At 59.2% G+C, this 24,922-nt stretch carries 20 protein-coding genes; 6 read left to right on the forward strand and 14 right to left on the reverse strand.

Going from position 1 to position 24,922, the window contains the following annotated elements; translation table 11 throughout:
• Positions 1 to 59: 59 nt before the first annotated feature.
• From hrpA to CENROD_RS01760, 6 genes are all read right to left on the reverse strand, one after another.
• The gene (gene hrpA, locus CENROD_RS01735; RefSeq protein ID WP_274518148.1) at positions 60 to 4,013 is read right to left on the reverse strand and encodes an ATP-dependent RNA helicase HrpA; all 3,954 of its coding nucleotides are present in this window, start codon (positions 4,011 to 4,013) and stop codon (positions 60 to 62) included.
• Between the two features lie 165 nt (positions 4,014 to 4,178).
• Positions 4,179 to 5,999: a glutamine--tRNA ligase/YqeY domain fusion protein gene (locus CENROD_RS01740; protein ID WP_022771342.1), complete on the reverse strand. Its 1,821-nt coding sequence runs from the start codon at positions 5,997 to 5,999 to the stop codon at positions 4,179 to 4,181.
• Between the two features lie 342 nt (positions 6,000 to 6,341).
• Positions 6,342 to 7,217, reverse strand: a complete 876-nt coding sequence (locus tag CENROD_RS01745) for an HDOD domain-containing protein (RefSeq protein ID WP_022771344.1) — start codon at positions 7,215 to 7,217, stop codon at positions 6,342 to 6,344.
• Between the two features lie 126 nt (positions 7,218 to 7,343).
• Positions 7,344 to 7,934, reverse strand: a complete 591-nt coding sequence (locus tag CENROD_RS01750; protein ID WP_022771345.1) for a hypothetical protein — start codon at positions 7,932 to 7,934, stop codon at positions 7,344 to 7,346.
• Positions 7,935 to 8,349: 415 nt separating this feature from the next.
• The gene (locus CENROD_RS01755) at positions 8,350 to 9,321 is read right to left on the reverse strand and encodes an HD-GYP domain-containing protein (RefSeq protein WP_051360272.1); all 972 of its coding nucleotides are present in this window, start codon (positions 9,319 to 9,321) and stop codon (positions 8,350 to 8,352) included.
• A gap of 24 nt (positions 9,322 to 9,345) precedes the next feature.
• Positions 9,346 to 9,831: a YajQ family cyclic di-GMP-binding protein gene (locus CENROD_RS01760; RefSeq protein ID WP_022771348.1), complete on the reverse strand. Its 486-nt coding sequence runs from the start codon at positions 9,829 to 9,831 to the stop codon at positions 9,346 to 9,348.
• A 122-nt stretch (positions 9,832 to 9,953) separates the two neighbouring features.
• On the opposite strand from CENROD_RS01760, the gene murB reads away from it, so the two are divergent.
• From murB to CENROD_RS01790, 6 genes are all read left to right on the forward strand, one after another.
• Positions 9,954 to 11,042 (forward strand): UDP-N-acetylmuramate dehydrogenase, encoded by a 1,089-nt coding sequence (gene murB / locus CENROD_RS01765; protein ID WP_041193799.1) that lies wholly within the window; start codon positions 9,954 to 9,956, stop codon positions 11,040 to 11,042.
• 225 nt (positions 11,043 to 11,267) lie between these two features.
• Positions 11,268 to 12,188, forward strand: a complete 921-nt coding sequence (glyQ, locus tag CENROD_RS01770) for a glycine--tRNA ligase subunit alpha (RefSeq protein ID WP_022771350.1) — start codon at positions 11,268 to 11,270, stop codon at positions 12,186 to 12,188.
• Positions 12,189 to 12,272: 84 nt separating this feature from the next.
• Positions 12,273 to 14,492: a glycine--tRNA ligase subunit beta gene (gene glyS / locus CENROD_RS01775; protein WP_022771351.1), complete on the forward strand. Its 2,220-nt coding sequence runs from the start codon at positions 12,273 to 12,275 to the stop codon at positions 14,490 to 14,492.
• A 45-nt stretch (positions 14,493 to 14,537) separates the two neighbouring features.
• Complete coding sequence (gmhB, locus tag CENROD_RS01780; RefSeq protein WP_022771352.1) at positions 14,538 to 15,125, forward strand: D-glycero-beta-D-manno-heptose 1,7-bisphosphate 7-phosphatase; 588 nt, start codon at positions 14,538 to 14,540, stop codon at positions 15,123 to 15,125.
• A 104-nt stretch (positions 15,126 to 15,229) separates the two neighbouring features.
• Complete coding sequence (locus CENROD_RS01785; protein ID WP_041193184.1) at positions 15,230 to 15,988, forward strand: lysophospholipid acyltransferase family protein; 759 nt, start codon at positions 15,230 to 15,232, stop codon at positions 15,986 to 15,988.
• Positions 15,966 to 16,847, forward strand: a complete 882-nt coding sequence (locus CENROD_RS01790; RefSeq protein ID WP_022771354.1) for a M48 family metallopeptidase — start codon at positions 15,966 to 15,968, stop codon at positions 16,845 to 16,847. The genes CENROD_RS01785 and CENROD_RS01790 overlap by 23 nt, the downstream gene beginning before the upstream one ends.
• A 190-nt stretch (positions 16,848 to 17,037) precedes the next feature.
• On the opposite strand, the gene CENROD_RS01795 is transcribed toward CENROD_RS01790, so the two are convergent.
• The 8 genes from CENROD_RS01795 to minD form a co-directional block, all read right to left on the reverse strand.
• Positions 17,038 to 17,496 (reverse strand): universal stress protein, encoded by a 459-nt coding sequence (locus CENROD_RS01795; protein WP_022771355.1) that lies wholly within the window; start codon positions 17,494 to 17,496, stop codon positions 17,038 to 17,040.
• 81 nt (positions 17,497 to 17,577) lie between these two features.
• Positions 17,578 to 19,203 carry an NAD(P)-binding protein gene (locus CENROD_RS01800; protein ID WP_022771356.1) on the reverse strand — a complete coding sequence of 542 codons (1,626 nt, stop codon included), beginning with the start codon at positions 19,201 to 19,203 and terminating at the stop codon, positions 17,578 to 17,580.
• Positions 19,204 to 19,294: 91 nt separating this feature from the next.
• Complete coding sequence (locus tag CENROD_RS01805; RefSeq protein WP_022771357.1) at positions 19,295 to 20,308, reverse strand: thiamine pyrophosphate-dependent enzyme; 1,014 nt, start codon at positions 20,306 to 20,308, stop codon at positions 19,295 to 19,297.
• 40 nt (positions 20,309 to 20,348) lie between these two features.
• Positions 20,349 to 21,602 (reverse strand): transketolase C-terminal domain-containing protein, encoded by a 1,254-nt coding sequence (locus CENROD_RS01810; protein ID WP_022771358.1) that lies wholly within the window; start codon positions 21,600 to 21,602, stop codon positions 20,349 to 20,351.
• Complete coding sequence (locus CENROD_RS01815) at positions 21,595 to 22,197, reverse strand: 2-oxoacid:acceptor oxidoreductase family protein (RefSeq protein ID WP_022771359.1); 603 nt, start codon at positions 22,195 to 22,197, stop codon at positions 21,595 to 21,597. Before CENROD_RS01815 ends, CENROD_RS01810 begins: the two co-directional genes overlap by 8 nt.
• A gap of 173 nt (positions 22,198 to 22,370) precedes the next feature.
• The gene (locus CENROD_RS01820; protein ID WP_022771360.1) at positions 22,371 to 23,555 is read right to left on the reverse strand and encodes a serine hydrolase domain-containing protein; all 1,185 of its coding nucleotides are present in this window, start codon (positions 23,553 to 23,555) and stop codon (positions 22,371 to 22,373) included.
• Between the two features lie 130 nt (positions 23,556 to 23,685).
• On the reverse strand, positions 23,686 to 23,985 hold the full coding sequence (locus CENROD_RS01825) for a cell division topological specificity factor MinE (RefSeq protein ID WP_022771361.1): 300 nt from the start codon (positions 23,983 to 23,985) through the stop codon (positions 23,686 to 23,688).
• Positions 23,982 to 24,800: a septum site-determining protein MinD gene (gene minD, locus CENROD_RS01830; protein ID WP_022771362.1), complete on the reverse strand. Its 819-nt coding sequence runs from the start codon at positions 24,798 to 24,800 to the stop codon at positions 23,982 to 23,984. The genes CENROD_RS01825 and minD overlap by 4 nt, the downstream gene beginning before the upstream one ends.
• Between the last annotated feature and the right edge of the window lie 122 nt (positions 24,801 to 24,922).

The raw sequence follows: 24,922 nt of genomic DNA on the forward strand, positions 1-24,922 counted from the left end.
GTGCAAAACTTCTGTATCTTGCAAGACTGGTGCATTTTCTGCAGTGTGATAGCCCCGATTCAGCGTATTTGAACCCAGGTTTTTTCCAGTCTTTTCACGCTGACGGGGTACGCGGTTCGTAGCTCTTGTGCAAACAAACCGATGCGCAATTCTTCCAGCATCCAACGGTAGTCTAGTAGTCGCCCTTCTGTTGGGCCGCCACGTTCCTGCACTGTCTTCCAGTATCGCGATTCGACTGCCCAAATTTCCTTGGTTCGTTCCTGGTCACGCGCAGGGTCGTCCTTGCATTTGTCCAGCCGCAGTGCCATGCCGCGCAGATACCGTGGGAAGTGTTGCAAGGCTTCCCACTGTGTTTCTACAAGAAAATGCTTGTGCAGCAAGTGCCCCAGTTGCCTCCGTATATCCTGCAAGGTATCTGTGGGATAAGCGCCATCACGCACCTTGCGTAGCACGATTGTGCATTCCTCCAGTATCACCAGGCACTGTTTGCAGACTTCTTGGTGTACTAGTGCAAGCCTCCCTTTGCCTTGCTCCAGCACTACCTGAAATTCTTCTGGATTGGTTGGTTGCGGTCCTTGTAAAAAAGCCCTATCGATAGCCACAGCCATGATTTGCGGGCGCAACTCTTCGACCGATTTGGTAAGGCCCCATTCCGCCGCCAGCTTGTGCTGAAGCAGCGTGAACAAAGACCGATCCATCGATGGTGGCAGGCGTTTGTCCAGCGTTTTGAGCAGTGCCCCGATCTGCAGGGCAACCAGTCTGCGCAGCCCTTCGCGATGCTTCTTTTGAGCGATGCCTGCTTCGTCGAAGACTTCGATGGTGACGAACTCTCCTGCGTCGATCAGCGCGGGGTAGCCGATGAGCTGCACCCCTTTTTTGTGTACTTCCAGCATTTCAGGCAGTTCCCCAAAGGCCCAAGTCGTATACCGTATCTCGGCGTCCATGGTTGTGGGTACGGAGCTGGTGCTGGGTGAGGGGGCAGACGTTCCTCTTGTGGACTGCCGGGGAGCATCGTTGCCAGTGTGTGGCGCAGTACACGTCGGCACGGTGCTGCGCAGACTGGCCAGTGCCTGGAAAGCGCTGCGTGCTTGGTCTTTCCATGCGGCTTTGAGCGAGGCAAGGCAGCGTCCTTGGTCGATCACGCGCCCATGTTCATCCATGATTCGAAAGTGCATGAGCAGGTGTGCAGGCATCGCCTCCAGCCGGAGATCGCTGCGTTGTACCGCAAAGCTGGTGTCAGTGTGTACCTTTTTCAGCACTGCATCTAGCAGGGAGCCTTGCCCAAAAAACTCCGGTGCAGCGAGTTCCATGGCGGTTTTCTGCGCCCATTGCGGCACGGGAACGAGTCTGGCCCGAACTCGTTGTGGCAAGGTTTTGGCCAGGGCCAACACTTTCTCTTCGAGCATTCCGGGAACCAGCCATTCACACCGTGCTTCCTGCACTTGATTGAGAACGAATACGGGCACATCCACCGACATCCCGTCTGCGGGATGACCGGGATCGTGCAGATACCGTGCTGCGCAGTCCACCCCTCCTAGCCGTAGATATCGGGGGTAGTTCGTGCTGGTGACGCTGGCGGCTTCGTGCCGCATCAGTTCGGATCGGGTCAGTTTCAGTACATCGGCGTTTAGCCTTACTGCATCCCGGTACCAAGACTCGAAGGTACTCCCCGAGCACACATCTTGGGGAACGTGCCGGTCGTAGAACGCAAAGATCACCTCGTCATCGACCAATACGTCCTGTCTACGCTGCTTGTGCTCCAGTTTGGCGATGTCCTGAATCAAGCGCTGATTCGCCGCCAAAAAGGCCAATGTGTTGTTCCATCGTCCAGCCACGAGGGCTTCTCGCAGGAAGATTTCCCTCGCTCCCGCCGGATCCGTCGTTGCGTAGCGCACCTTGCGTCCGCTGTACACCACCAGGCCATACAGGGTGGCCCGTTCCAGTGCAATGACCTGCGCGCTATGTTCGTCCCACTGTGGGTCGAGTACCTGCTTTTGGAGCAGGTGGGCGCCGACGATCTCGATCCACTGCGGGTCGATCGTGGCCAGGGTGCGCGCATACAGCTTCGTCGTTTCCATCAGTTCGGCGGCGACGATCCAGGAACCGGGTTTTTTGCGCAACCGTGCGCCTGGATGGGGAAGGAATTTGATGCCCCGGGCGCCGAGATAGCTTCCGGCGTCTTTGTCCTTGGTCAGCTTGACTCCCAGGTTTCCGAGAAAGCCAGCCAGCAGCGAGAGGTGGATTTGTTCGTAGCTTGCAGGGCTGGTGGACAGCAGCCAGCGGTGTTCGGTCGCGACTGTCAGCAATTGGCTATGCACATCAATCCATTCCCGAACGCGGCGGGTGTGTAGAAAATGCTCGCGCAGGAGCTGTTCGTATTTGCGTTGGCTTAGTTTGTGCCGGGTTTTGCCATCGCCGCGTTGCTCGTGCAGCCAGTGCCAGAGGGTCAGATACCCCGTGAATTCGCTGCGCTCGTCGTCAAAGCGGGCATGGGCACGATCTGCAGCCGGAGCAGCATGGGCAGGCCGCTCCCGTACATCCTGCACGCTCAAGGCGCTGGCGATGACCAGCACTTCCGCTAGCGCTTGGCGGGATTGCGCTTCCAGCAAGATCCTGCCCACGCGGGGATCCAGTGGGAGCTTGGCCAGGGTTCGGCCCGTATCGGTCAGCGCATTGCGTTCGTCGACGGCGCCCAACTCTTGCAAGAGTTGGTACCCGTCTGCAATCGACCTGCCGGAAGGCTGGTCCAGGAAGGGGAAGTCTTCCACTGCGCCCAGGCCTAGGGATTTCATTCGCAAAATCACACTGGCCAGGGAACTGCGCAACATCTCCGGGTCGGTGTAACGCGGTCGTTGCAGCAGCGATGCCTCGTCGTACAGCCGGATGCAGACACCGTCTGCCACCCGTCCGCAACGGCCAGCGCGTTGCATGGCGGCGGCCTGGCTGATCGGTTCGACCAGAAGCTGTTCTACCTTGTTCCGGTAGCTATAGCGCTTGACCCGCGCAGTCCCGATGTCGATGACATGCCGGATTCCCGGGACGGTCAACGAGGTCTCTGCCACATTCGTAGCCAGCACGATCCTGCGATGGTGGTGCTCGCAAAAGATGCGATCCTGTTCGTCGCTGCCCATGCGTGAGTAGAGCGGCAACACCTCGGTATGGCCCCAGATGGGTTTTCTGGCGACATAGGCACGCAGATGGTCGCTGGCTTCGCGAATCTCCCGTTCCCCCGGCAGAAATACGAGGATGTCACCCGCCTGGTGTATGGGTGCCCACAGCTCATCGACTGCATCGGCAATGGCATCGGTCCAGTCATGATCTTTGGTAGAAGTGAAAGGCCGGTACCGGTATTCCACAGCAAAAGACCGGCCCGGAACCGTGATCACCGGCGCTGGAATGAGCGCGCCACCACCCGGTGGAGAGAGTGCGAAATGCTCTGCAAAGCGTTGGGCATCAAGGGTGGCCGAAGTCACAATCACTTTCAGATCCGGCCTTTGTGGCAGGATGCGCCGCAGATACCCCAAAAGGAAATCGATATTGAGCGTGCGTTCGTGCGCTTCGTCGATGAGCAGGGTGTCGTAGGCGCGCAGCAGGGGGTCGCTTTGTGTTTCGGCCAGCAGGATGCCGTCTGTCATCAGCTTGAGGATCGTGTCCTTACCGACCCGATCCGCAAATCGGACTTGGTACCCGACGATCTGCCCGACGGTCGTATCCAGTTCGCTGGCAATCCGGCGGGCGATGCTGCTGGCGGCGATTCTGCGCGGTTGGGTGTGCCCAATGCGCTGGCGTTTGCCGTGGCTTTGTTGTCCCCGCCCCAGGGCCATCGCCATTTTGGGGAGCTGGGTCGTTTTGCCCGATCCGGTTTCTCCGCAAACGACGACGACCTGGTGGGCCTGGATGGCCGCCATGATCTCTTCTCGATGGAGATTGACGGGCAGGGAAGAAGGAAATTCGAGCTTCACGAACGGGAAGCAGCCTTCCCGGGAAAGGCTGACGATGGAGGAAGGAAGCAACTATCCAGAACCGGCCTTCAGGCCGGGATTACGGCTTACCGCCCTGAAGGGCGGGGTTGCAAACCGGTGTTGGTTTTTCGAGGAAAGGGCGTCAACCGTTCACTACAGCACGTGAGACCGTGGTCAGCAGGGCACGTCAGCCCATGCAGCAGTGTGATCCATGCATCAAGCGTGCGGATTCCACGAATCCTTCAACCCCACGGCCAGATTGAACACCGGCCGTTCTGGAGTGTGGTCGATGCGGTCGGCGACGAAGTACCCGTGCCGCTCGAATTGAAAGCGGTTTTCCTTGCGGGCGTTGCCCAAGGAAGGTTCGATGAATGCCGACAACACGCGCAGGCTGTTGGGCTGGAGCGATTCCAGGAAGTCCTTGCCACTGGCGTCGGGCTGGGCATCCCGAAATAGCCGGTCATACCAGCGCACTTCGGCAGGAATGCCGTCAGCACGTGCCACCCATGTAATGACGCCTTTGACTTTGACCGCATTGCTGCCTGCGGTGCCGCTTTTGGTGTCGGGCAGCAGACGGGCATGCACGCGCAGAACCTGGCCTTGCTCGTCATGGTCGGCATGCGTGCATTCGATGACATGACCATATTTCAGCCGCACCTTGTTGCCAGGGAACAGCCGGAAAAACCCTTTGGCAGGCGTGTCCTGGTAATCGCTGCGGTCGATCCACAGCTCCTTGCCCATCTTGAAAGAACGCTGGCCGCGCTCCGGGTCATGGGGGTGTACGGGAGCATGGCATTCATCCAGAAAGCCTGTCCCCATGACTTCGTCCCAGTTATCGAGAACAAGCTCGACGGGGTCGAGCACGGCCATAGCACGCTGGGCGTTGCGATCCAGTGTCTCGCGCAAACAACCTTCCAGCGTCTGGTAGTCGATCCAGCTATCGCTCTTGGAAACGCCGATCCGTTCCGAAAAAAGATGCAGGCTTTCCGGGGTGTACCCCCTACGGCGCAGCCCGGCGATGGTGGGCATACGGGGGTCATCCCATCCTTGTACATGGCCCTGGGATACCAATTGGGCCAGCTTCCGTTTGCTCGTGACCACAAAACTGAGGTTGAGACGGGCAAACTCGATCTGCTTGGGAGGGGGCGCCTGGATCAATCCACCTTCTAGCAGCCGCTCCAGCAGCCAGTCATAAAAGGGACGTTGGTCCTCGAATTCGAGGGTGCAAATGCTGTGGGTGATGTTTTCCAGCGCATCCTCGATGGGGTGCGCGAAGGTGTACATCGGGTAGATACACCAGCGATCCCCCGTATTGTGGTGCGTGGCATGCCGGATCCGGTAAATCACGGGGTCGCGCAGGTTGAGGTTGGGGCTGGCCATGTCGATGCGTGCCCGTAGCACCATGGCCCCATCGGGGTACATGCCTTGGCGCATGTCGGCAAAGCGTTGCCGACTTTCTGCCTGTGGGCGGTCGCGGAATGGACTGTTCACCCCAGGGGTTTCAAAGTCGCCCCGATGCGCGCGAATTTGTTCCGGGGTCTGCTCATCGACATAGGCGTGCCCCGCGTCGATGAGGTATTCCGCTGCGCGCAGCATGAAATCGAAGTAGTCGCTGGCTTGGTAGAGATGACTGGTTTCCCCATCATGCCAGTCGAACCCGAGCCAGCGCACAGCGTCGATGATTGCGTCGACATACTCCTGGTTTTCCCTTTCCGGATTGGTGTCGTCAAAGCGGAGATGGCATACCCCGCCATAGTCCCGCGCCAGCCCGAAATTGAGGCAAATGCTTTTGGCGTGGCCAACGTGCAAATATCCGTTCGGTTCCGGGGGGAAGCGTGTACGGATGCGAGCCGGATCTAGAACCCCGCGCCGATGGTGCGCCGCATCCCCCGGAGTGCCCCCCCAGCAGCGCTGGGCATAGGCGTTCCGGGATAAATCGGACTCAATGATTTGCCGAAGGAAATTGCTTGGGGGGAGGGGCTTGCCAGGAGGTTGGGTACCACCGCCCTGGCAGACAGATGGGGTAGGGGAACTCATCTATTCATTGTATGGGGCCTACCTTGACCCCTCCCGCACGTCCGTCCACCCCTGTTGTGGTGTTGCGCTGGACTGCCCAACAAACTTGGACTTAGAACCTATTCCAGTAGAGGCTGCGCCATCGCATTGCACGCGGCGGCGGTGCTCGGAATCCTCATGTACTGTCAGTACATTCCGGTTCCTGCGCTCCGGCGCCACGCACACTGCTTCGGCTCGCCTGCCTACTGAAATGGGTTCTTACGCAAAATTGTCCCAGTTAGGCAACCCCACACAGATAGTACAAAGCAGTACGGAAAGTGGGTATAAAGGTGCTGGGGCGGTTTTGCGTACGTACTACAAACGTTAGACAGACCAAGAAGTCAAATCGTACGAAAGACGGTCGATCCAGTCTTCCACTTCGTAGTCGCTCAGTGAAAGAGCAAAAGCCGCAGCTTTGCCACCTTTCATCCATTCCACGCTCTTCATGAAATGAAAGCGCTGGATGGCTGCCTCGGCGATCAGGTTCATCGCCACGAGCTTTGTCACGGCTTCCGGGGTTCTGGTGTCTTCCAGCATGGCGTAATCATGGTGCAGACGGATCGACAGGCATAACGTGGTCGATAGTTCCCAAGAACGGGCCATGATGGCACCGACGAGCGCATGGTCGGTCTGATGGATGCTTTGCTCGACCTCGGTGAACGTGCGTTCGGTTTCGCTGTTGCACAGTACGAGCGTGCGCTCGTACTCTGGGAACCGCTGCATCAGTAGTGGGATGCCTACATCGCAAAACAACCCGAAGGACTGCGCGATGTCTTCATCGATCACCCCCAACCCCCGCGCAAGACGCGACATCACGTAGGAGCGCTTGGCAGAAATATCCCAGAAGTAGGTGAGTTTTTGGGGGTCTCCCTTGACGAGGTTGCGCAGCACCAAAGTCGTGACCAGATTTTCCAAGCGCTTGAATCCGACGAGTGCTACAGCCTGCTCGACAGTCTCGCATTTGCGGGAAAGGGAAAAGGCCGAGGAGTTGACGGTACGCAGCACTGCAACGGAGATGGTGACGTCGCTGACGACAAGCTCGGCAATCTTGTGCAAATCAGGGTCATCCGACTGCACTTCCTGCTGTAATTTGACCAAGGTCATCGGGCGCGCAGGGATCCCGATGCTTTTGATGATGCTGTGGGTTTGCGAGTCGGAAAGTTCTTGCTCGACTTGCTGGATGCTCGAAGGTCGGTTCATTGTTGTGCTTCTGGAGTTGTGGCTAGATGCTGTCGGAAACGGACAGAACCCATGCGGCGTGACCAATGAGTGGAAGGCAGACGGAATGGCCTCGGGAAGAAGTAGCCTTGGGAAGATGCGGTCGATTCAGGTTAGGAGATGCCTGACAAAAGCCTCAATGGAGGGAACCTCCGGCGGCAATGCGGTGTAAGGAAGCTGCTCTCGATCGAGGATGGCGCGCATTCCCCGGTCGATTTCCAGCGCCTGTTCTTCGTCCTGGAATCGTCCCGAACGCACGTACTTGCGATCTCCACGCAATACCAGGATATTGACGTTGTCGTTTTGGCGGTACCACTCCAGAATTTGTTCCCGGGTTTTGGCCACATCGCAGATGTTGTCCACGTAGTTTTCGTTATAGAACAAAATCTGTGGCAAGGAACATTCCGTAACCAAAAAATGCACTTGGCCGTCGATCAGGCTCAACATCTGATACTGGCGTTGCGCAATGAAGTACTGGTTTTTCAGTACCTCGAAATTCTGCTGCCACACCAATGATTTGGCGTAGTCGGGGATGGTTTCGACCGACTTGTTGTGCAAAGTGAGGTACAGGACGATCGCAGCGGAAAACAGCGACTTTTCGCTACCCGGGCCACCGATGATGTTGATGACTTTGGTGGGGTACATGCGCATCTTGGTCTCGGGCAGGTGGTTGACGACATTGACATACCGCACACTCATGGCAAACCTCCTGTCCTGCTTACAACGAACCAATTTCCAGTCTACCACCGCCTTAGAACCTATCCCAGTAGGGGCTGTGCCATCGCATTGCACGCGGCGGCGGTGCTCGGAATCCTCATGTACTGTCAGTACATTCCGGTTCCTGCGCTCCGGCGTTGCGCACACTGCTTCGGCTCGCCTGCCTACTGAAATAGATTCTTATTGCAGGACAAAAAGGCTCGAAAAAATCCACTGTACAACCCTTGCGATAGGACTCTGTTCTACAACATGCAAGAGACGCTGGGCATTGGGGTGCCACGCAAAACAGTCAGCCGAGCCAATAGCGAATGATTTTTTGGGTTCACGTTTGGTGTAGTAGCCTGCCGGAATAGGCTACTTCAAGTAGTGTTTTGGCGTTCGAATCACAGCGAATCAATCAGCCCGGAGCCACGAGTTGCAAGATGCGATGGTGGCTGAGACGTTCCTGTACCGCAGAAGACGGTAATGCAGCCTGGATTTTGGGTGACCCCTTCGACGTGGGGTGCATCAACGGGGGTTTGAGCAGTCCACCCCCTTCTTGCAGCACGATGACGACGTCAGGTTGGTTGAGGGAAGCGCTGCGTCGCGTCACGATGGCCGTGCTGCCATTGTCCAGGCGCACGAAGGTGCCTGGGGGATAGAGGCCAACGATACGAACCAGCGCTTGTTCAACGTCCGAACCGGATTGCCGTGTCTGTTCCAGCAGGTATTTGGCGGATTCTTCGGCGCTGCGCCCTTCGCGGGAACGGCGCGGGCTGATCATCGCTGCGTAGCGATCAATCACTCGCAGGATGCGCGCCAGCGTCTCTTCGGTGGGCGCAGAGCGCACAGGTGCAGAAGAGGGAGATTCGTTATGGTGCAGCTCGACGATGCGTAGCCACAGGTTGTCATCGATACCCAAGCGTGCGAGCAACATCGCGCCCTGGCTGGCGTGTACCGAAATCGACTGTTGTTGTTCCGGGGTAGGACGGCTGCCCTGCGTAGCCAGTTGGTCTTGCAGCGTCGTCATGGCGATGTTCATCGTCATTGCTGCATATACCAAACCGTCCCGCTGCTCTGATGGCAGGGCGAATTCTTGGGATACCAGGTGGCAGAGCACCGCACAAACCAGCGCATGCGAGGTGCTGTATCCCACGGGGGAATGCGTGGCAAGCTGAAACAACAGATACAAGCCCACGTCGGCGTCACGCTGGAGCAGGTCGCGCATCCACTGGTCGTACTGGGCAATGCGCTGCACAAACTCTTGGACTTGGGAAGGGTGGGTCAGCACCACCCCCAGGCCAGCTTCCAGATCCGACCAGAGTGCCAGAAGGTCTTCGTACTCGTCTTCGGAATGGAGAACGACGCCCACGATGGAATAGGGATCCACGAAGAACCGCAGCGGGCTCCCGTATCAGTCCCGGAAGTTGTCGAACCCCAAGGGGTCGTCGGGGAACTCTTGCCGGATCAGGGCAATCGTGGCTTGGAGATCATCGCGCTTGGCGCCACTGATGCGCAGCTTGCCATCTTGCAATTGCGCTTGCACTTTGCGTTTGCTGTCTTTGACCACGCGCTGAATCTTTTTGGCCAGCTCCGTATCGATGCCGCTGCGAATCTGGATGGTCAGCGTGACCCGATCCCCCCCCGCTTTGTGGATGTCGCCCTTTTGCAGGAAGCGCACATCCACATTGCGCTTGGTGAGCTTGTTGCGGAGGATGTCTTCGATTTGGGTGAGTTGGAAGTCCGCATTGCCGATCAGGACGATGTCTTTGTCCTTCCATTCGATCGCTGCGGGGGTTCCCTTGAAGTCGAAACGGGTGGCTACCTCGCGACTGGTGTTGTCGACAGCGTGCCGGACATCGACCACCGAGGCTTCACAGATCGTGTCAAAGGAGGGCATAAAAGAAGGAAAAAAACGTACCAGAAAGCGCGCACCGGAGCGGAAATCACCGCTGCATGGGTATCGAGGGAATGCACGCAGGCGTCGAATCGACCTTGGCAGGGGGGTGCGACAATTCTGCCATGGACGTTTTGCGCAATGTTTCTCTGCGGTCGTTCAACACCTTGGGTGCGGATGTGCAAGCGCAAGCTTTGGTGCAAGTGGCTTGCGAGGCCGATATTCATGCCTTGCTCGGGGACGCGACGTGGCGCGACGTGCCGATACTGATTCTGGGCGGGGGCAGCAATATCGTGCTGACTCGCGACGTTCCCGGGCTTGTGCTCTCTGTTGCGCTGCGCGGGCGCAGGCTGGTTCGAGAGACCGAGCACCTTCGCATCGTCGAGGCTGCCGCTGGCGAGCCTTGGCACGATTTCGTTGCCTGGACGCTCGATAACGGCTGGCCCGGGCTGGAAAACCTCGCAGGCATTCCTGGAACGGTGGGCGCTGCCCCGGTGCAGAACATCGGCGCGTACGGGGTGGAGCTACAAGATCGTTTTGACGAACTCGACTACATCGACCTGCGCACGGGGCAGACCGGCACACTAGGTGCTGCCGAATGTGGCTTTGGTTACCGCCAATCCATATTTCGCTACGGTACTTGGCTTGCAGAGGGAAAACGAGCGGGCCAAGAGGAACCAGACAAGCAGGGTGCGGCATCCCTGCGAGGCCATGCCTTGATCACCCGCGTGCGTTTTGCCTTGCCAAAGGTGTATCAGCCGGTGCTAGGGTACGCCGACATCGAACAGCGACTACTGGCTGCTGGAGGGGCAGAGCCGGATGCGCGCACGCTCTTCGATTGGGTATGCGAGATTCGCAGCGCCAAGTTGCCCGACCCGCGCGAACCCGGACTCGGTAATGTGGGGAGTTTTTTCAAGAATCCGACGGTGAGCGAGGAACAGTTTCAGCACATCATTGGTCGCCATCCGCATTTGGTTCACTATCGCCTGGGCGATGGAACGATCAAGTTTGCCGCTGCGTGGATGATCGATGCTTGCGGTTGGAAGGCCCAGTCGATGGGGCCAGCGCGGGTGTATGCACGTCATGCCATCGTGCTTGTGCATCCTGGCGGGCCTGCGGCCGGTGCGGAGGTGCTGGCGTTGGCCCGGGCCATCCAGGCCAGTGTGTGCGAGCGGTTCGGGGTTGTTCTTGAAATCGAACCTGTCGTGGTGTAGCGCCTGTCCCAGCATGGATATGGGAACCTTGACCTGGCATTTTTTTGGGCCTTGCGGCTGCTCCAAAGGCCCTACGTAGAATCTTTCTTGCTTTTTCTTGCTTGGGCACGGCATTGTTTGCACGGCACCTTCGGCAATCTTCTTGCGGTGCGTGGGTTGCGTTGATACCTTCCCAACGTCTTTGTTCCGCTCCTTTTTCTTTTTGGCTTGGGCCTGCTTCCCCGAATGTTGACCTTTCAGCAGTTGATTCTGCAATTGCAGACCTATTGGGACGCACAGGGTTGTGCGTTGTTGCAGCCTTGTGATATGGAAGTGGGCGCAGGGACCTCGCACACCGCCACGTTCCTGCGAGCGCTGGGGCCGGAACCATGGAAAGCCGCGTATGTGCAGCCCAGTCGCCGCCCCAAGGATGGCCGCTACGGCGCCAACCCGAACCGCTTGCAGCACTATTACCAGTACCAGGTCGTCCTTAAGCCGGCGCCGCGCAACATCCTCGATCTGTATCTGGGTAGTTTGGCGTCGATGGGGCTGGATCTGCGAGTCAACGACGTCCGTTTCGTCGAAGACGACTGGGAAAACCCCACTCTGGGCGCGTGGGGGTTAGGTTGGGAAGTCTGGCTCAACGGCATGGAAGTAACACAGTTCACGTACTTCCAGCAGGTTGGCGGGATCGATTGCCGCCCTATCACCGGGGAGATTACCTACGGGTTGGAGCGCTTGGCCATGTACCTGCAGGGGGTAGACAACGTGTTCGATCTGGCCTGGACTCAGGCGCCAGACGGTTCCGTTCTGCGCTATGGGGACGTGTACAAGCAGAACGAGGTTGAGCAATCTGCCTACAACTTCGAGTACAGCGACGCAGCATTCCTCTTCGCCTCGTTCAGCGCCCATGAAGCCCAGGCCAAGCGATTGATGGAAGCGCAGTTGGCGTTGCCGGCTTATGAGCAAGTACTCAAATGCGCGCACACCTTCAATCTGCTTGATGCACGCGGTGCGATCAGCGTGACGGAGCGTGCCGCCTACATTGGCCGCATCCGCACGCTGGCAAGACTGGTGGCGCAAAGCTATCTGGACAGTCGGCAACGGCTGGGTTTCCCAATGGCTCCGCCGCAATGGGTCGCTAGCATGGCAGGCATCGGCTCCTAAAGCGCCCATTCTTTCGCTTTGCATAGGCTCTCTGCCTCTTCCCCCGGCGCTGCGTGCGTCTTTTCCTGCCATGAATCTCGCGTTATGAATCTCTTGGTTGAATTGCTGGTCGAGGAGCTGCCCCCCAAGGCGCTGGCCAAATTGGGGGCAGCGTTGGCCCAGGTGTTGTGGGAGCAGTTACAGCAACTGGGCTTGGCGGGTGCGGAGTCGGTCATTACCCCCTTTGCCACCCCGCGACGGCTGGCCGTCCACGTCACGCAAGTGCTGCCGCAGGCGCCGGACAAACCCGTGCGTCATCGCCTCATGCCCGTTTCCGTGGGGTTGGATGCTGCGGGCCAGCCCACGCAAGCCCTGCGCAAAAAGCTGCTGGCGTTGGGCGTGGCCGATGTCGAAGCCGTGGTGCCCACGCTGCTGCAGGTTCCCGATGGCAAGGCCGTAGCGCTGTGGTTCGAGCAAACTGCCGTCGGCGCGACGCTGCAAGCGGGCCTGCAGCAGGCGCTGGAAACCGCACTGGACCGTCTCCCCATCCCCAAGGTGATGAGCTACCCGCTGGAATCGGACTGCGCCCTGCCCGGATGGAACGTGGTGCGTTTCGTGCGCCCTGCGCATGGCTTGGTCGCGCTGTACGGAGATGCTGTCGTCGACGTGACCGTTCTGGGCCTCCACGCTGGGCGGACTACCCAAGGCCATCGTTTCCTGGCTTCGGGGCCGTTGTCGATCCCCAGCGCTGACGAATACGAGCTTGTGCTGTACCGGGATGGCAAAGTGGTGTGCGGGTTTGCCCAGCGTAAGCAAGAGATCCTGCGCCAACTCCATGAAGCCGCAGAAGGGGAGGGTGCTCGTGTTCTCGAAGACGAGGCACTCCTCGACGAAGTCACCGCGCTGGTCGAATGGCCTCGCGTGCTGGTGTGCATCTTCGAGGCGGATTTTCTGGAGGTGCCGCAAGAGTGCCTGATCCTGACGATGCAGGCCAACCAGAAGTATTTCCCGTTGTTGGACGCTGCGGGCAAGCTGCTACCCAGGTTCTTGGTCGTCAGCAACATCGATCCCGCAGACCCTGCCGCCGTCCGGGGCGGTAACGAGCGTGTGGTGCGGTCGCGCCTGAGCGATGCGCGTTTCTTCTATGACCAGGATCGCAAAAAGACCTTGGAATCCCGCGTCGCGGGCTTGGACAAAGTCGTCTATCACCATCGGCTAGGCTCGTTGGGGGATCGGGTGCGGCGCGTGGAATCGATTGCCGAACGCATCGCAGGCAGGCTTATTGCCGTAGGCAAGCGCATTCCTGCAAGGTGCGATACCACCCAGGTCGATACCTTGGTCGACAACTTCGTAGATATTTCAGTCGATACCCTGGTGGATCGTGTTCGTTGCGCTGCCCGCTTGGCCAAAGCGGATCTGCTGACCGACATGGTTGGCGAATTTGCCGAACTCCAGGGTGTCATGGGAGCGTACTACGCACGGCACGACGGGCTGCCCGAGGACGTGGCGGAGGCCATCGAAGACCACTACAAGCCCCGTTTTGCCGCAGACACCTTGCCGCGCAACCCTGTGGGCACCGTTTTGGCCTTGGCGGACAAGCTCGAAACCTTGGTCGGCATGTTTGGCATTGGCAACCTTCCCACCGGGGAAAAAGACCCCTTCGCCCTGCGCCGACACGCGCTGGGCGTCGTGCGAATGCTCATCGACAAGGGTTTGCCACTCGATCTTGACACGCTGCTGACCGACGCCCATGCAGCCTTTGGGGCGGTGCGGGCTGCGTCCCCGGCAGGAGGCTGGGATGCTGGGGTATGCGCCGCATTGCAAACCTTCTTTTTGGACCGGCTGGCTGGATATTTACGGGAACGGGGGTACACCACTCGGGAAGTGGATGCCGTGCTGGCTTTGCGTCCCCAGCGTCTGTGCGAATTGCCCCGGCGCTTGGCCGCAGTGCGCGCCTTTGCGGCATTGCCCGAAGCTGCTGCGCTGGCAGCAGCCAACAAGCGCATCGCCAACCTGTTGGGCAAGTCCGATACGACGGTGGCGGCCTCTGGCTCTTTGCAAGAAAGTCTGTTCACCGAAGCCGCAGAACGCGCCCTCTACCAAGCCATGCAAAGCACTTTGGCCATTGCCCAGGCCAAGCGGGCAGAGGGCGATGACACGGCATCGCTGCAAGCACTGGCAGCGTTACGTTCCCCGGTCGATGCCTTTTTCAATGAAGTGATGGTGTTGTGCGAAGAGCAGGTCGTTCGCAGCAACAGGTTACGGCTGTTGCACACGCTGCATCAGGCGATGAACCAGGTGGCCGATCTGGCACGGCTGGCTTGATTCCCCCTCATTTCCCCTTGACTTCCGACTTCCGGGAGACTGCCCATGACCCCTATCAAGCTCGTCATCCTCGACCGCGACGGAACGATCAACCGCAATAGCGCGGAATACATCAAGTCGCTGGAAGAATGGATTCCCTTGCCCGGAGCATTCGAGGCGATTGCTGCCCTCAATCATGCAGGGTGGCACGTCGTGCTGGCTTCCAACCAATCTGGCCTAGGGCGTGGTCTGTCGGAAGTGTCCGATCTCAACGCGATCCACACCCGGATGAACCAGCAGCTTGCCGCTGTCGGTGCGCGCATCGATGCGATCTTCTTTTGTCCCCACACCCCTGATGAAGACTGCCACTGTCGCAAGCCCCGCTCTGGCCTTTTCGAGCAGATTGCGGAGCGTTTCGGAACCAGCCTTTCCGGGGTGCCTGTGGTGGGGGATTCGGCCCGCGATCTTGTCGCTGGCGCCAATGTGGGGTGTGAGCCGCATCTGGTGTGTTCGGGCAACACGGTTGTGGAAGACGGTGCGCCGCTCCCTGCGGAATTTCCGCCCAATACGATGGTTCACCCTGATCTGGGAGCCTTTGCCCAGTATTGGATCGACCGGCACCAAGCCAAGGATCGCTGTACTCACACTTCGTAGCGGTGCGTAGCGCTCATTGTTGACAGTCTTCACGAGTCGGCCATAGTCGGTACTCGTCGTTACCGGTCCTGATCGATCTTTTTCCCGCACCGTTCTCTTGGATCATGCTTCGCTGCTTGCGTTCTCTCCTCCACATGATCTGGATGGGGATCACGGTTATTCCCTGGACGATGGCCGTGTGGTGGGTATCCCTGTTGCGATCCCCGGCGCAGGCTTGGTGGTATGCGGTGGGGTGGTTCCGTGTCGTGATCTGGGGTACTCGCCACCTGCTGGGGATTCGTATGGAAGTGTTGGGGCTGGAGCACTTGCCTGCTGAAGGGCCTGTGGTCTTGTTGTGCAAACACCAGTCTGCGCTGGAGACGCTGTGGATTCCGACTTTGATCCCGCACCGTCTTGCGTTCGTGTTCAAGAGAGAGCTATTGCAGATCCCGTTTTTCGGCTGGTCGATGGCGCGGCTCGACATGGTTCACATCGACCGCAGCGCGCGGGCGGTTGCGATGAAGCAGGTCATCGAGCAAGGAACGCGCTTGCTGGGTCAGGGCACGTGGATCATCATGTTCCCGGAGGGGACGCGCGTCCCCCGGGGCAAGGCAGGCACATACCAAAGCGCCGGAGTTCGCCTTGCTGTGCAGGCGGGGGCAACGATTGTCCCGGTGGCCGTGGCCACAGCGCGTTGCTGGCCCAAGCAGGGGTTTTGCAAATTGCCCGGCGTGGTGCGCGTGGCGTTCGGGCAGCCCATCGCAACGCAGGGGCAGGAACCCAGGGAACTGCTGCATACCGTGCAGGCGTGGATCGAAGGGGAAATGCGTCGTATTGACCCCGAGGCCTATCCGGATTGCGATGAAGCCAAAGGATTGGAATAAGGGAGAGGAGTGCCCTCTGGAAGAGCACCTGCATCCCCAGGCCCAGCGCACCGTGCAGTTGGGCGATGTGCTGGTTGGCTACTTGCACAAAACCACGCGCACTACCCGCTTGCGATTGGTCATCACCGTGTTGGGGCTGGAGGTGCGTGCGCCCCGGAATGCGACGATTGCGCAGATCGAGCGCATGATCCACGCTCATGCCCAGTGGGTGCTGGATCGGCTGCGGATCCCCAAAAATCCTGTGCAGCCCCCCCTTAGCGCGGAGCATGCTTGGCAAGATGGGGACGTTTTGCCATTTCTGGGTGCGATGTATCGCATCCACGTTCCTGCTGTGGAGGAACGCAGCGTCTTGTCTCTGCACCCCATTGCCGAAGAGGGCAAGGTAGTCGAGATCGAGCTGGGCAACGTCACCCCGTTGCGGGGTATGGCAATGCGCAGCATGGCGAATGTCCATGGGCTGCTGCAATCGTGGCTTATGCAGCAGGCCATGGAACTCGGCAAGGAGCGCTTAGATCATTACGCGCCGATGCTGGGGGTGCAGTGGACGCAACTACGGCTTGGCAATGCACGCACCCGATTCGGCAGCGCGCGCCGCGATGGCCGGATTCGTCTGAATTGGCGTCTGATCCATTTCCCCATGGCGTTCGTGGACTATGTGGTCGTCCATGAACTAGCCCACCTGCGCCACATGCACCACGGCCCCCAATTCTGGGCATTGATCGAGTCTGTGTTGGCGGACTACCGGCAACGTCGCGCTATTGCACGCCAGATGCCGGGCATCACCCTGGGCGGGCCCGCAGTGCGGAGACCACCGCCCTGTAGCCAGGGTGGAGCGAAGCAGAGCCTGGGAGCGCGATAACTGGTATTGATGGCCCAGGCTGGTTGACTAAGAACCTATTCCAGTAGGGGCTGCGCCATCGCATTGCACGCGGCGGCGGTGCTCGGAATCCTCATGTACTGTCAGTACATTCCGGTTCCTGCGCTCCGGCGCCACGCACACTGCTTCGGCTCGCCTGCCTACTGCAATAGGTTCTCAGTGCGAGCGGCGATTATTTTTTGTGCCGTGCCCCAGGGTCCCGTACCACCAGCACCGGCAGGTTGGTGTGCGATAGCACCGAGTGGGCTACGCTGCCGAGTACCAGCTTGCCCAGGCCGTGGCGGCCATGGGAGCCCATGACGATCAGGTCGGCATGGGACGATTCCGCAGCTTCGACGATGCCGCGCCAGACGGTGTGCGCTTCGACCACGGAAGTGCCGGGAGCGATGCCTTCCGCCTCGAAAAGTTCCTTGGCGGCATGGACTGCAGAATGGGCTTCCGCCAAGGCTGCGCTCAAATACTCCGCCTGTCCGTAGGCAAAGTCCGCTCCCACCCCTGTGAAAGGGTAGGGGTCGATGACGTAGAGGATCGTGACGGCGCTGGAAAACGCCTTGCTCAAGCCAACGGCCTTGACCACCGCGTTGTGGCAGGTGGGTGAGCCGTCTACGGGGACGAGGATCCGTTCAAACATGCTTGGGCTCCCGAGGCTGGACGCAACATGGGCGAGGCTGGCGGCGATGGCAATTGCAATACGGGGGAACGGAAATAACGCTTAGATGTCCTCGGGAACCATCTTGATGGAGCCGCAGGGACATTCGGCCACGCAGATCCCGCAACCCTTGCAGTAGTCGTAGTTGAATTCGAAGCCCTTGCCAGGCCCCAGTTTGATCACGGCGTTGTCCGGGCACACCCCGTAGCAGTTGTCGCACTCGAAGCAATTGCCGCACGAGAGGCAGCGCCGCGCCTCGAACAGGGCGTTGCTTTCGTCAAGCCCGCCTTGTACTTCCTCGAAGGTGGACTGTCGGCGAATGATGTCGAGCATCGGACGAACGGTCTTTGGCGCATCGCTGTAGTACCAGGTGTTGAGCTTGTCAAACGAGGCGACTTCGCTCTTGGGCGGTGGGTCATAGACCTTGCCTTGCAACCAAGCGTCGATGCAGCGTGCGGCTTTCTTGCCATGACCAACGGCAACGGTGACGTTGCGGTCAGCAGGAACCATGTCCCCACCGGCAAAGATGCCTGCATGGCCGGTCATCATCTGCTTGTCGACCTGTACTACCCCATCTTGCACGACGAGCCCCGGTACGCCATCGACCAAGGAAAGATCGACATCCTGCCCCAGCGCCAGCACGACGGAATCGGCTTCGAGGGTCTCGAACTCGCCAGTGGGCTGGGGAAAACCCTTCTCGTCGAGGGCCATTTTTTCGACCGTGATCGATGATTCGCCCGCTTGTTTGATCGTCGAGAGCCACTTGATCAGCACGCCTTCTTGCAGCGCTTCTTCGACCTCGAAGTCGTGCGCAGGCATTTTTTCGCGATTGCGGCGGTAGACGATGATCGATTCGGTGGCGCCGAGCCTCTTGGCTGTTCGCGCTACGTCGATGGCGGTGTTGCCACCACCGTAGACGACGACGCGGCGGCCCAACAGGGGCTTTTCTTCACCTTCCATCGACCGCAGGACGGAAACGGCGTCGAGGATCTTGGCAGAGTCCCCGGCAGGGATGAATGCACGCTTGGCAATGTGCGCCCCCACAGCCAAGAAGACAGCGTCGAATCCGCCTTGTTGCTGTGTTTCAAGCACATTGCCGACTTTGGCGTTGTAGCGAATCTCGACCCCCAGCTCAGCGATGCGCTGCACTTCGGCGTCGAGCACCGTGCGTGGGAGCCGGTACTGCGGAATACCAAAGCGCATCATTCCCCCAGGCAGTGGCCCGGCTTCGAGGACGGTGACCCCATGACCCATGCGCGCCAAGTGGTACGCGGCGGACAGCCCCGATGGGCCGGCGCCGACGACGAGCACTTTTTTGCCAGATCGTGTGCGGGGAGCATCGAATGTCCACCCGCGCTCCAGCGCCTGGTCACCAAGAAAGCGTTCTACCGAATTGATACCGACAGGCGCATCAAGCTGGCCGCGATTGCAGGCGTTTTCGCAGGTGTGGTAACACACCCGCCCCATGATGGCGGGGAACGGGTTGTCTTCGACCAGGGTGCGCCAGGCTTGTTCGTAATTGCCGGATTCGGCATGGAAGAGCCAGCCCTGGATGTTTTCCCCCGCAGGGCATTGCAGGTTGCAGGGGGGAATGCGGTTCAGGTATACCGGACGGGAAGTACGCCACGAGCCGGTGTGGTTGGCCAGCGAACTGCCCACGTCCAGGGTGATGGCAAAGGGTTTTTGCATGGTTAGTGCTCCAGAAAATGCGAGGCCCCCGGCAGCGGCGCGCTATCGGTGCGTTGTCGGCGCACAAGCCTTGCGCGGGGGCAGAGAGGGATCAGGCGCTGGCCGAATCTGCCACAGTGTTGAGCAGCCCGTAGCGGCGGATGTTGCGGTCGGCAATGGCCTGCAGGCGGGCAAGGGTTGCCACATCCGGGCTTTTGCCGAAGAGATGGGCAAAGCGCCGTTGGGGCCGGAGGTACTCTTCGACAGGAACCTGGCGGCGAATTTTGCGGACATCGGTGATCTCCCCGCGTTCTGCCTCGAACACCGGGAACATCCCGCTTTCGACGGCAAGCCGGGCGAGCCGGATCGTGTCGTGCGAGGCAGATCCCCACCCGAGCGGGCAAGGGACGAAGAGGTGCAGGTATCGCGCTCCGCGGATCGTCATCGCCTTTTTGACCTTGTATTCGAGGTCGCGCAGATCGGCAACGGTCGCCGTGGCGACGTAGGGAATCTCGTGCGCCATGGCAATCTGGGGAACGTTTTTGCCAATGCCGAACTCGTTGCCGGGATGGTCCCCGACGGGCATGGTTGTCGCGGTACGGGCCGTTGGCGGCGTTGCGCTGGAACGCTGCACGCCGGTGTTCATGTAGGCTTCGTTGTCGTAGCAGATGTAGAGCACGTCATCGTTGCGCTCGAACATCCCGGAAAGGCAGGCAAAGCCGATGTCCGTAGTGCCTCCATCGCCACCCTGGGCGATGACGCGCACGTCGGTGCGGCCCTTGGCCTTGAGTGCGGCAGCGATGCCGGTCGCGACGGATGCAGTGTTTCCGAAGAGTGAGTGAATCCACGGGATCTGCCACGAGGTTTCGGGGTAGGGGGTCGAAAACACTTCCAGGCAGCCCGTGGCATTCGCAGCGATGAGCTTGCCGCCCGTGGAAGACACGGCTGCATCGATAGCGTAGCGCGCCCCAAGCGCTTCCCCGCAACCTTGGCAAGCGCGGTGGCCAGAGTTGAGCGAGTTGCAGCGCTGCACATCGGCCTGCACGCTGCGTTGTTCCGGCGCTAGCAGCCGGTTGCCGACGGTAAAAGTGCCCGTCTGGTAGAACTTGATGGTGGTCGGTTCCATAGTGCTGTGATCCTTGCTGTGATCCCGAAGAGGTCAGAGGTCAGGCGATGCCTGCAGCGACGACGCCGATGTCGCGCAGGATGCCTTCTGCGATAGGCCCGGAACGGCGGGTGGCTTTTTCGCGCTCCAACACCCGTTTGACGACATCCCAGTCCAGATCGAGGAAGGTCATCCACTCCAGCTTGTCGGCGATGGCGTCTTCGAAGAGCGTATGCAGCGAAGCCTTGGTGATGGGGCGTCCGCCAAGACCGGCAACGACGGTCAGCACCGTCTGGGGCCGATCACGCACGGCACTGCGCACATCGCGCGAGACGATTCCGCCGATCCCGACGGCAAAGCATTTTTCGACGACGACGATGCGGGATGCGCCTGCTGTGGCTTCTCGAATCGCAGAAATCGGGAAGGGACGGTACGAGGTGATTCCCAATACGCCGATCGAAACACCTTGGGCACGCAGCTCATCGACGGTGTCCTTGATCGTCCCCAGCACGGAACCCATGGCAATGACGATGGTGCTGGCGTCTTCGATGTGATAGGTTTTGATCAGCCCGCCGGAATCACGGCCAAACTCCTTGCGGAATTCCTCGGCGACCTGAGGAATCAGGTCGAGGGCTTGCATCTGTTTGACGTGGGCCAAGTAACGCACTTCGGTGAAGGCTTCGGGGCCAACCATTGCGCCGATCGATACGGGGGCGTCGGGGTCGAGCACCTGGCGGGGTTCGTAGGCAGGCAGAAAGCGGTCTACCTGTTCTTGCGTCGGGATGTCCACGCGCTCGTAGGCATGGGTGAGGATGAAGCCGTCCATGCACACCATCACGGGTAGCGAGAGTTCTTCGGCGATCTTGAAGGCCTGGATATGCAGGTCAAGCGCTTCTTGGTTCGTTTCCGCAAAAATTTGTAGCCAGCCAGCATCGCGCATCGACATACTGTCGGTGTGGTCGTTCCAGATGTTGATGGGGGCGCCGATGGCACGATTCGCCACGGTCATCACGATCGGCAGCCCCAATCCGGAAGCGTTGTAGACGGCTTCTGCCATGTACAGCAGCCCTTGGCTGGCGGTGGCGGTGTAGGAACGCGCCCCGGCGGCGGAGGAACCGATGGCCACGCTCAATGCGGCAAATTCGGACTCGACGTTGAGGAACTCGCAGTGGGTGATTTCCCCCGACTTCACCAATTCCCCCAATCCCTCGACGATGTGGGTTTGCGGGGAGATGGGGTATGCGCAGATGACTTCCGGGCGGCAGAGCGCAACGGCCTTGGCAACGGCGTGGGAACCTTCGCACTGTTCAAGCATGGCATACCTCTTCTTGTTTGTCTTGTTTGTTTTGCATCTTTTGCAACACGATGGCGTGGGCTTCCCGCGCTGCCGCCTGGTTGCCCCTACAGACTGCGCCGGAAAACTTGTGTTCTATGGCGTGGAGCACTGCGTCGAGGCTGATGGGGCCACCAAGCGCAGCAAAGGCGCCCAACAGGGGAACGTTGGGGACGGGGCGCCCAACGTGCTTGAGCGCCAGTTCGGTCGCAGGGACGGTGGCCACACGCTCGGGGCGCAAGCCCTGGATGAATTCCCCCAGGCCCATGTCCTCGAAAGAATGGGTGGAATTGATCAGGATGTATCCCTCTTTATGCAGCCCGGTGAGCACGCCAACCTGGTGGAGCAAGGTGGCATCCTGAATGATGATGGCATCAGGCTGCATGATGGGTTCGCGAAGCCGGATCTCGATATCGTCCATCCTGCAATAGGCGATGACCGGAGCGCCGGTGCGCTCGGAGCCAAAACTGGGAAAAGCTTGTGCATGACGCCCGCCGAGGAACGCGGCGATGGACATCATCTCCGCTCCGGTGACAACGCCTTGGCCGCCACGACCGTGAATGCGTACCTGAAACATGGTTGGATCCTTAAAAAAACACCACCGCGAAAGGCTACGGGCCAGTGCGGTGGGTTTCGACGACAACACCCGCGATTACATCACGGGCAACAGGGCAAAGCTGCGGACAACTTTTGCCGACAATGGTTCTGGTGTGGGGGATATCGGGGCTACGCTACGATGTCGTCAGACAGTCAGTCCACCACGGCGGCGTACACCAGGTTACTAAATAGCTCGCGGTAGTACTCGCGCTGATTGGGGGCTTGCAACATGAGAATCGCTTGCAAATCCTCTGCAGGGTCGACGAAAAAGGTTGTCCCGGCCAACCCACCCCAGAAGTAGGAGCCGACCGACCCTGCGACGAGAGAAGGACCGCGACGGGTGCGCACGGCAACACCCAACCCGAAACCATGCGAATCGCTGAGCAAGGTGCGAGACCCAGCGCTCCATATTGGCAAATCATGCACGTGGTCGGTAGTCAGGAAATCAACCATCGACGAGCTGAGCAGGCGTTGGCCACCAAATTCTCCGCGCTGCAATAGGCATTGCAAGAAATGGGCGTAATCCGTCGCCGTCGAGACCAGCCCGCTTCCGCCAGAAGCCATGGGTACGGGTTGGCGAACATCGTGGAGACGAACGGGTACCCCACTGCGTGGACAACTGGCAAAAGGTTCGGCGATGCGCACGTGGTGCCAATCCGGCACGCCAAAACCCGTGTCCACCATGCCGAGGGGTTCAAAAATGCGGGAGCGCAGCCACAATGGCAAGGGTTGCCCACTAACGACTTCGATCACCCGGCCCAACACATCTGTCGCGTGACCGTACTCGAAAGCAGCCCCAGGGTCACAGACCAGGGGAATTCGTGCGCATTCCTGTGTCCATTCCGCCAAACTGCCAGGGTACGAGGGAGTACGCAGACGGGCGTACTGACGGTGAACGCTGCTGTTGCCCAGAAAACCATAGCTCAACCCTGCGGTGTGCCGCATGAGGTCGTGGACAGTCATAGGGCGGCGCACGGGCCGAGGCAGGGCGCCGTCTTCGTGCAGTACTTGCTGGGAAGAAAACTCCGGCAGATAGTTCGCTACTGGCTGACCTAGTAGCAATTTGCCTTCTTCGACGAGCATCAGCGCAGCGACGGAAATCACTGGCTTGGTCATCGAGTAAATGCGAAATATCGCATTGATCGGCATGGAGCTGCCTGAGGCAGGGTCACGCACTCCCACTGCGCTGCGCAGTACACATCGCCCGCGCCGAACTACCAACGCGACAGCCCCGGGCAGTCTGCCGAGGCGTACTTCTTCGTGCAGTACACGCCCCAAGCGATCCAGCCGTGCTGGACACATGCCTACTTCATCGGCAGGGGATTCTTGCAAGCGCATCGACAAGAAGTCGGAAATTCATCGTGCCCCATGGAGACAGCGACAACCCACACCAATCCGGCTAGGGCCAGCACACATGGTTATGTCGCGAGAACCATCGCGACTGCCGTCACGCCAACAGCGTCAAAACTCAGTGCGTGACACTGATTCCCACCTCTAGGCGGATCAATTCGAGTTGACCTTGCACTTCGCGACTGATGACCACTGCATCGCGATCAACTGGGGGATAGTATTTCCGGATCAATTCCGTCAATTCATGCTGCAACTCGGGGAGCAGGCTGTGCCATGTTTCCTGATCTTTGAACACGGCGCGCAAGCGAGTGCTGGCAACCTTGGCACTGGACTCCTGCCGATCCGAATTGCGAGCCCAAAACCATTTGAGCAGCGCAGTAGACAAATCGGACTTGGATTCTTTGGTTTCGATATTCATTTTCGTGGTCCTAATAATTTTTGCAGGAAACTTTTGGGACGAGGCTCTGTGAAGCGCATGGGCAATACAGATCCCAGAAAACGCTCTACGACATCTTTGTATGCCTCGGAAGGCTCGGTACGATGGTAATGGATAACAGGAATGCCTTCGTTGGAAGCCTTCAAAATCACTTCGCTTTCCGGTATCACACCGATCAGCGGGACATGCAACATGTCCTGAATGTCTTTCATTTCAAGCATCTGCCCTTCAGTGACCCGGTCAGGATCGTAGCGTGCCAACAGCAAATGCTCTTTCACAGGCTCCTGGGACTCGACAGCCCGCTTCGTCTTGCTGGCAAGTAGTCCAAGAATCCGGTCCGAATCCCGTACCGAAGAAACTTCCGGATTGGCGACGACCAAAGCATCGTCCGCGAAGAACATGGCCATCAAGGCACCAGCTTCGATACCTGCCGGGGAGTCACAAATGACGTAGTCGAACCCCATTGCAGCCAGATCGTGGAGCACTTTCTCGACACCCTCGACAGTGAGGGCATCCTTGTCCCGCGTTTGGGATGCAGGCAGGATGTAGAGATTTTCAGAGTGCTTGTCCTTGATCAGAGCCTGGTTGACGGTGGCCTCCCCTTGAATGACGTTGATCAGGTCATACACGACACGCCTCTCGCACCCCATGATGAGATCGAGATTGCGCAACCCCACATCGAAATCGATGACCGCAGTCTTGTACCCTTTGAGTGCCAATCCTGATGAAAAACTTGCACTTGTGGTGGTCTTTCCCACTCCACCTTTGCCGGATGTAACGACGACTACTCTTGCCATGAATCAATCTTTCAATAATGCTGTCTGACTATACCGGATTCGGTCTCGACCGGACTCTGGCCGCCACGATGCAAGGCCGATGGGGGAAGATGGGGGACGTAGGAAGCGCAGCCTGCATGCAG

Source organism: Candidatus Symbiobacter mobilis CR, from assembly GCF_000477435.1.
Taxonomy (GTDB): domain Bacteria; phylum Pseudomonadota; class Gammaproteobacteria; order Burkholderiales; family Burkholderiaceae_C; genus Rhodoferax; species Rhodoferax mobilis.

What these genes read in the sequence shown, in the direction of transcription:
- CENROD_RS01740 (WP_022771342.1), bottom strand. Translation starts at nt 5,999, where the DNA reads ATGAGTTCCCCTACCCCATCTGTCTGCCAGGGCGGTGGTACCCAACCT.
- CENROD_RS01745 (WP_022771344.1), bottom strand. Translation starts at nt 7,217, where the DNA reads ATGAACCGACCTTCGAGCATCCAGCAAGTCGAGCAAGAACTTTCCGAC.
- CENROD_RS01750 (WP_022771345.1), bottom strand. Translation starts at nt 7,934, where the DNA reads ATGAGTGTGCGGTATGTCAATGTCGTCAACCACCTGCCCGAGACCAAG.
- CENROD_RS01760 (WP_022771348.1), bottom strand. Translation starts at nt 9,831, where the DNA reads ATGCCCTCCTTTGACACGATCTGTGAAGCCTCGGTGGTCGATGTCCGG.
- murB (WP_041193799.1), top strand. Translation starts at nt 9,954, where the DNA reads ATGGACGTTTTGCGCAATGTTTCTCTGCGGTCGTTCAACACCTTGGGT.
- glyQ (WP_022771350.1), top strand. Translation starts at nt 11,268, where the DNA reads ATGTTGACCTTTCAGCAGTTGATTCTGCAATTGCAGACCTATTGGGAC.
- glyS (WP_022771351.1), top strand. Translation starts at nt 12,273, where the DNA reads ATGAATCTCTTGGTTGAATTGCTGGTCGAGGAGCTGCCCCCCAAGGCG.
- gmhB (WP_022771352.1), top strand. Translation starts at nt 14,538, where the DNA reads ATGACCCCTATCAAGCTCGTCATCCTCGACCGCGACGGAACGATCAAC.
- CENROD_RS01785 (WP_041193184.1), top strand. Translation starts at nt 15,230, where the DNA reads ATGCTTCGCTGCTTGCGTTCTCTCCTCCACATGATCTGGATGGGGATC.
- CENROD_RS01790 (WP_022771354.1), top strand. Translation starts at nt 15,966, where the DNA reads ATGAAGCCAAAGGATTGGAATAAGGGAGAGGAGTGCCCTCTGGAAGAG.
- CENROD_RS01795 (WP_022771355.1), bottom strand. Translation starts at nt 17,496, where the DNA reads ATGTTTGAACGGATCCTCGTCCCCGTAGACGGCTCACCCACCTGCCAC.
- CENROD_RS01800 (WP_022771356.1), bottom strand. Translation starts at nt 19,203, where the DNA reads ATGCAAAAACCCTTTGCCATCACCCTGGACGTGGGCAGTTCGCTGGCC.
- CENROD_RS01805 (WP_022771357.1), bottom strand. Translation starts at nt 20,308, where the DNA reads ATGGAACCGACCACCATCAAGTTCTACCAGACGGGCACTTTTACCGTC.
- CENROD_RS01810 (WP_022771358.1), bottom strand. Translation starts at nt 21,602, where the DNA reads ATGCTTGAACAGTGCGAAGGTTCCCACGCCGTTGCCAAGGCCGTTGCG.
- CENROD_RS01815 (WP_022771359.1), bottom strand. Translation starts at nt 22,197, where the DNA reads ATGTTTCAGGTACGCATTCACGGTCGTGGCGGCCAAGGCGTTGTCACC.
- CENROD_RS01820 (WP_022771360.1), bottom strand. Translation starts at nt 23,555, where the DNA reads ATGCGCTTGCAAGAATCCCCTGCCGATGAAGTAGGCATGTGTCCAGCA.
- CENROD_RS01825 (WP_022771361.1), bottom strand. Translation starts at nt 23,985, where the DNA reads ATGAATATCGAAACCAAAGAATCCAAGTCCGATTTGTCTACTGCGCTG.
- minD (WP_022771362.1), bottom strand. Translation starts at nt 24,800, where the DNA reads ATGGCAAGAGTAGTCGTCGTTACATCCGGCAAAGGTGGAGTGGGAAAG.